Genomic DNA, 4,513 nt, shown 5'->3' on the forward strand with positions numbered 1-4,513 from the left:
ACCTCTACTCTTTATCGTTCTTGGGTCTCCTGTTTTGGCTTCAGCCGTCCGGCCGGGGCGCCCGGCACGCGGACGCGTGCCGGGCCCACGGGCATTGACGCCGGCATCACCTTGTACTGACGGACGTCGTCGGTCCCGTCGAACGGGGGACATCCCGATCTCGTCACCGTCCTGTCACAGCAGGCCGCGTGGGGAACCGACGCCGCAACGGCGGTGTGTACCGGGCAGGTACCGGTACTGGATCGGCACCGCTCGATCCTACGGAGGCGTCATGCACGGCAAGCAGTACGGAACGAAGGCCCGCAGAGCCGCGGTCGCCGTGGTCACGGCCGCCACAGCAGCCCTGGTGGTCACGGCGTGCGGGCCCGCGAACGACGAGCCAGCTGCCGCCGCCGGCGCCCCGTCAGTGGCGGCGACCGCCTCGACCGCGCCGAGCACCGCGCCCGCCGCTCCCGTCAAGGGCGGCACGCCGTCCGCCGGACCGGCTACTGGAACCGCCTCCGCCAGTGCAGCAGCGGCGCCCACCTGCGTGGCCGGCGACCTGAAGACCGACGCCCACCAGGCGAAGCAGCGGCCCGACGGCACGGGGATCGGGGCGGCGATCGTCGCGTTCACCAACGCCTCCGCACACCCGTGCACGCTGCAGGGCTTCCCGACGGTGGCCGGCGCGGCCAACGGCTCCCCGGAGCACAACGCCCCGCTCCAGGTGACCCACAGCGGCTCCGCCGCCCCGGTCCACCTGGCCCCGGGCGCCAAGGCCTGGGTGAAGCTCACCTTCGTCCAGGTCCAGGGCGAGGCCGACGGCTACTGCGTCTCCGGGGCCACGCCCGTCGCCTACCCCACCCTCGTGCTGGGCCTGCCGGGCGCGGGAGCACACCAAGTGGCCCTGGACGACGGCCTGTTCGCCGAATGCGACAACAAGGTGACCACCACCGCGGTGCTGGCCACCAGCCCGTCCTGACGAACCCCGCGGCTACGCGGGACCGGCGCGCAGCAGGGCGTCCGCCAGTTCCCGGGGGCGGCTGAGCGCGGTCAGGTGGCCGCCGGGGATCTCCTCGACCTCCAGGCCCAGCCGCTCACGGGCGATGCCGCGCTGGAACTCCAGGGGCAGGAAGCGGTCCTCCCGCCCCTGGAGGAACCGGGTCGGCACCTCGGGCCAGTGCGTCAGCGGCCACGGCTGCGCGAACAGCCCGGAGGGCGGCGGCGAGGCGCCCATGGCGAACGCCTCCTCGGTCACGTCGTCCGGGACGTCGTGGAAGAAGTCGGTGCGCAGGTCGAACTCGGGATCGGCGCCGCGCCCGGTGGCGGCCGCGTAGTCGGAGCGGGCCTTGGCCTGGCCGGTGTTCTCCCACCACTGCCCGGCAGTCTCCCCGGGCGCCGGGACCATGGCGTTGAGCAGCACCAGCTCGGCGACGGGCACCGGCAGCCGCCCGCACACCAGTGGCGCCGAGAAGCCCGCGAGGGACTGCGCCATCAGCACCAGCGGCTCGGTGAGCCTGGCGTGCCGCTCCACCGCCGAGACGATGGCGAGGGCGAACTCCTCCAGGCCCGCGGAATCGTCGTGCGGCAGGTCCATCGTGACCACGCCGTGCCCCCGGGCCCGCAGCTCGGGCACCAGCCGGTGCCAGAACCAGGCCCGGCCGTCGGCACCGGGAACGAGCGTGAAGGTCGCCATCGTCGTCCTCCTCCTGCACGTGTCTTCCGCGCTCTGCCCGACGCTAGCGCTCGGCACCGACACTGCGCCGCCACGAGCCAGGGCGCGCCGGAAAGAAACCGGAGGGAGAGCCGGAGGGAAGACCGGCCGTCCCCGGCGCACCCCGTCAGCCCCGGGTGAACACCCCGCCGTTGAGGTCGTAGAGCCGCTCGGCCTGCGCCGGGTCGGTGTGGTGCCAGAGGCGGTCCCAACCCGGGAACCGGTCGTCCTCGGGCGTCATCGACCAGTTGATGAAGCCGGGCGCGTCGTCGGCCTGCGCCAGCGCCGCCCACAACTCGTGGTCCCGGCAGACGAATCCGTGCTGGAGGGCCTCGCCGATCGGGTCGAGCGTCCCGGCCCGGAAGAGGACGCCGCTGTCCCCGCGGTGGAACTGCCACCACTCGGCCCGCACGTGTCCGCCCTCGTCTCCGTCCTCGTCGCACACCTCGAAGCACTCCAGGACCAGGCCCTCCTCGGCCAGGGCCTCGAACGTCGGGTACTCGTCCAGGTTGTAGGAGGCCGAATAGTAGATCGCCTGGGTGCGCCGGTGTCCCACCAGTCGGTCGACCGGCGGAAGGTCGACGGCAGCGAATCGAAGCTTCACGGTCGGTGCCCGCCCGAGGTGAGGCAGGAGCCGTTCCAGTCGTCCGCGACGCTCATGGTCTCCGTCGAGGACAGGCCCTTGGCCCGGACGGCGATCTCGACGACGCCCGGCTCGACGTGGCCGGCCCGGCCGGCCTTGGGGGTGAGCAGCCAGATGATGCCGCGCTCTCCCAGCAGGTCGAGGGCGTAGTCGAGCGTGTCGGCGAGGTCCTCGTCGTCCTCGTCGCGGAACCAGAGGAGCACGGCGTCGGCCAGGCCGTCCCAGTCCAGGTCGAGGAGGGCCTGGCCGGCGATCACGTCGACACTGTCGTGGAGGCCCTGGTCGATGCGGTCGTCGTAGCCGACCTCCCGCACGACCATGCCGTGCTCGAACCCGAGCCGCAGAGCGCGCTCGGCGAGCTCTTCCTTCGATACGGCCATCGTGTGCCGTCCCCTCCGTCCCGGGGCGCCGATCGCCCCGCACACGAGTAGCCAACCAGACACCTACGACAGCGGCCCCGTGCCCTGTCCGGGGAGTGGAATTCCGCCCGCGGCGGGCGGTGCGCGCGACACCGTGGGCACCATGATCCTGCAACCCGAGACCGACGACCTCGCCGCCTACCTCGCGGCGGACCAGGCGATCGACCACCGGCACCCCGAACTGCGGCGGCTGGCCGCCGAGTTGGCCACGCCCGAGGCGGCGTTCCACCACGTGCGCGACCAGGTGGCACACTCCGCCGACGCGGGCGCGTACAGCGGGGCGTTCCGCGCCTCCGAGGTGCTGGCCGCGCGCAACGCGATCTGCCACAGCAAGTCCCACCTGCTGGCCGCGCTGCTGCGGGCGCAGGGCGTGCCGGCCGGCCTGTGCTACCAGCGGCTGGAGGACGGCGAGGGCGGCTTCGTCCTGCACGCCCTCAACGCCGTGCACCTGGACGGCCGCTGGTCGCGCCTGGACGCCCGGGGCAACCGGGAGGGCGTGGACGCGCGGTACGACCTGCGAACGGAACGGCTGGCCTGGCCCGTCCGCCCGGAGCTCGGCGAGCGCGACTACCCCGGGATCTTCGCCACCCCGCCCGCCCCGCTGCTCCGGGCACTCGCCCAGACCGTGCCGGGCCAGGGCGGCTACGGCCACCTGCCGGGCGAGCTCCCCGGGAGCGGCGCCGACGGGTGACCCCGGGCAGGGGAGCCCGCCACCGCCCCCACCCCGGCCGCCGGCCGGGGCGGGCACCCCCGGCCCGGTCCGCCCGCTCGCCGCCGCCCGCGCAGCCGCCGGCCGGGGCGCACGGCCGACGGGTGTGCGCCCTTTTCTTCCGCGAGGACGACCCGGCCGCCACCGCCGCCCACCACCCCCGCCGCGAGCCCGGACCCGGCCCCCGGCGCCCGCTGCTCCCACCACCTCGCCGCCCAGGCCCGCAGCCACCACGAGCCCGTGGTCGCCTGCCACATCCACCCCGCCCGGTCCCGGCGGCCGTCAGGCCGCCGGGGTCATGTCCCGTGTAGTGGTGGGTACACCACTCAGCGCGATACCATCTGGTGGTTCGTAGGTCGTCCGGGCCGAGCCGCGCGTCATCAACGCACCAGCCGGAGCCATGCACGGACCACGGTCAGAGCACCCGGCGCAGCCAGGTCGGCGAGCAGCAGCTGGGGCAGCTGCGGGTGGGCAAACCGTCCGGCACCTTCGCCCGAACGGCTGCCCGGCCCCGCTCAGCTCTTCCGCTCACCCAGGACACAGAATTCGTTGCCCTCCGGGTCGAGGAGGGTCACCCAGTGCTGCTCGTCCTGCACAGTGTCGGCACGCCGGGCACCGAGGGAGAGCAGCCGGGCGACCTCGGCCTCCTGATCGTCGGGGCGGAAGTCGGGGTGGAGCCGGTTCTTCGACGTCTTGCCCTCGGGGACAGGCACGAAGAGCAGCCCCGGCATCTGGTCCGGCTCAGGCCGGATCTCGATGATCTCCTCAAATTCGTCGACCACGACCCAGCCCAGAGCCTCGGCCCACCAGCGCCCGAGGGCGATGGGGTCGGAGGAGTCGACGATGATCTGTTCCCATTCGAGTGCCATTGGTAGTTGGAGGCGCGGTGCTCTTGCGAGCCCGGTTCCTCCGTCCCCTTTCAATCCGTGCGTGCGGTTTTCCCGCACACGGCTTAGGGCGTCCGCCAGTAGGTCATCGGATGCGAGGGCTTCGGGGACGGCTGTTCCAGCGGTAGAGGGTCCAGGCGCGTCGGATCAAGCAGCGGACCG

Annotated in this window: 6 protein-coding genes; 2 read left to right on the plus strand and 4 right to left on the minus strand. The window is 73.3% G+C overall.

Going from position 1 to position 4,513, the window contains the following annotated elements; genetic code table 11:
• Positions 1-271 precede the first annotated feature (271 nt).
• Positions 272-961, plus strand: a complete 690-nt coding sequence (locus ABZW30_RS46535; RefSeq protein WP_355677415.1) for a DUF4232 domain-containing protein — start codon at positions 272-274, stop codon at positions 959-961.
• Positions 962-973: 12 nt separating this feature from the next.
• Here the strand turns inward: ABZW30_RS46535 and ABZW30_RS46540 are convergent, their stop codons facing one another.
• The 3 genes from ABZW30_RS46540 to ABZW30_RS46550 all read right to left on the minus strand — a co-directional run bounded on the left by ABZW30_RS46540 (position 974) and on the right by ABZW30_RS46550 (position 2,716).
• Entirely contained in the window at positions 974-1,675 is a 702-nt protein-coding gene (locus ABZW30_RS46540; protein ID WP_355677416.1) for an alpha/beta hydrolase, read from the minus strand.
• A 145-nt stretch (positions 1,676-1,820) separates the two neighbouring features.
• The gene (locus ABZW30_RS46545; RefSeq protein ID WP_355677417.1) at positions 1,821-2,297 is read right to left on the minus strand and encodes a hypothetical protein; all 477 of its coding nucleotides are present in this window, start codon (positions 2,295-2,297) and stop codon (positions 1,821-1,823) included.
• The gene (locus ABZW30_RS46550; RefSeq protein WP_355677418.1) at positions 2,294-2,716 is read right to left on the minus strand and encodes a DUF3052 domain-containing protein; all 423 of its coding nucleotides are present in this window, start codon (positions 2,714-2,716) and stop codon (positions 2,294-2,296) included. Before ABZW30_RS46550 ends, ABZW30_RS46545 begins: the two co-directional genes overlap by 4 nt.
• 142 nt (positions 2,717-2,858) lie before the next feature.
• Between ABZW30_RS46550 and ABZW30_RS46555 the strand changes: the two genes are divergently transcribed.
• Positions 2,859-3,446: a transglutaminase family protein gene (locus ABZW30_RS46555; protein WP_355677419.1), complete on the plus strand. Its 588-nt coding sequence runs from the start codon at positions 2,859-2,861 to the stop codon at positions 3,444-3,446.
• A 533-nt stretch (positions 3,447-3,979) separates the two neighbouring features.
• On the opposite strand, the gene ABZW30_RS46560 is transcribed toward ABZW30_RS46555, so the two are convergent.
• Entirely contained in the window at positions 3,980-4,333 is a 354-nt protein-coding gene (locus ABZW30_RS46560) for a VOC family protein (protein ID WP_355677420.1), read from the minus strand.
• Positions 4,334-4,513 lie beyond the last annotated feature (180 nt).

This window comes from Kitasatospora sp. NPDC004669 (assembly GCF_040609455.1).
GTDB lineage: Bacteria > Actinomycetota > Actinomycetes > Streptomycetales > Streptomycetaceae > Kitasatospora.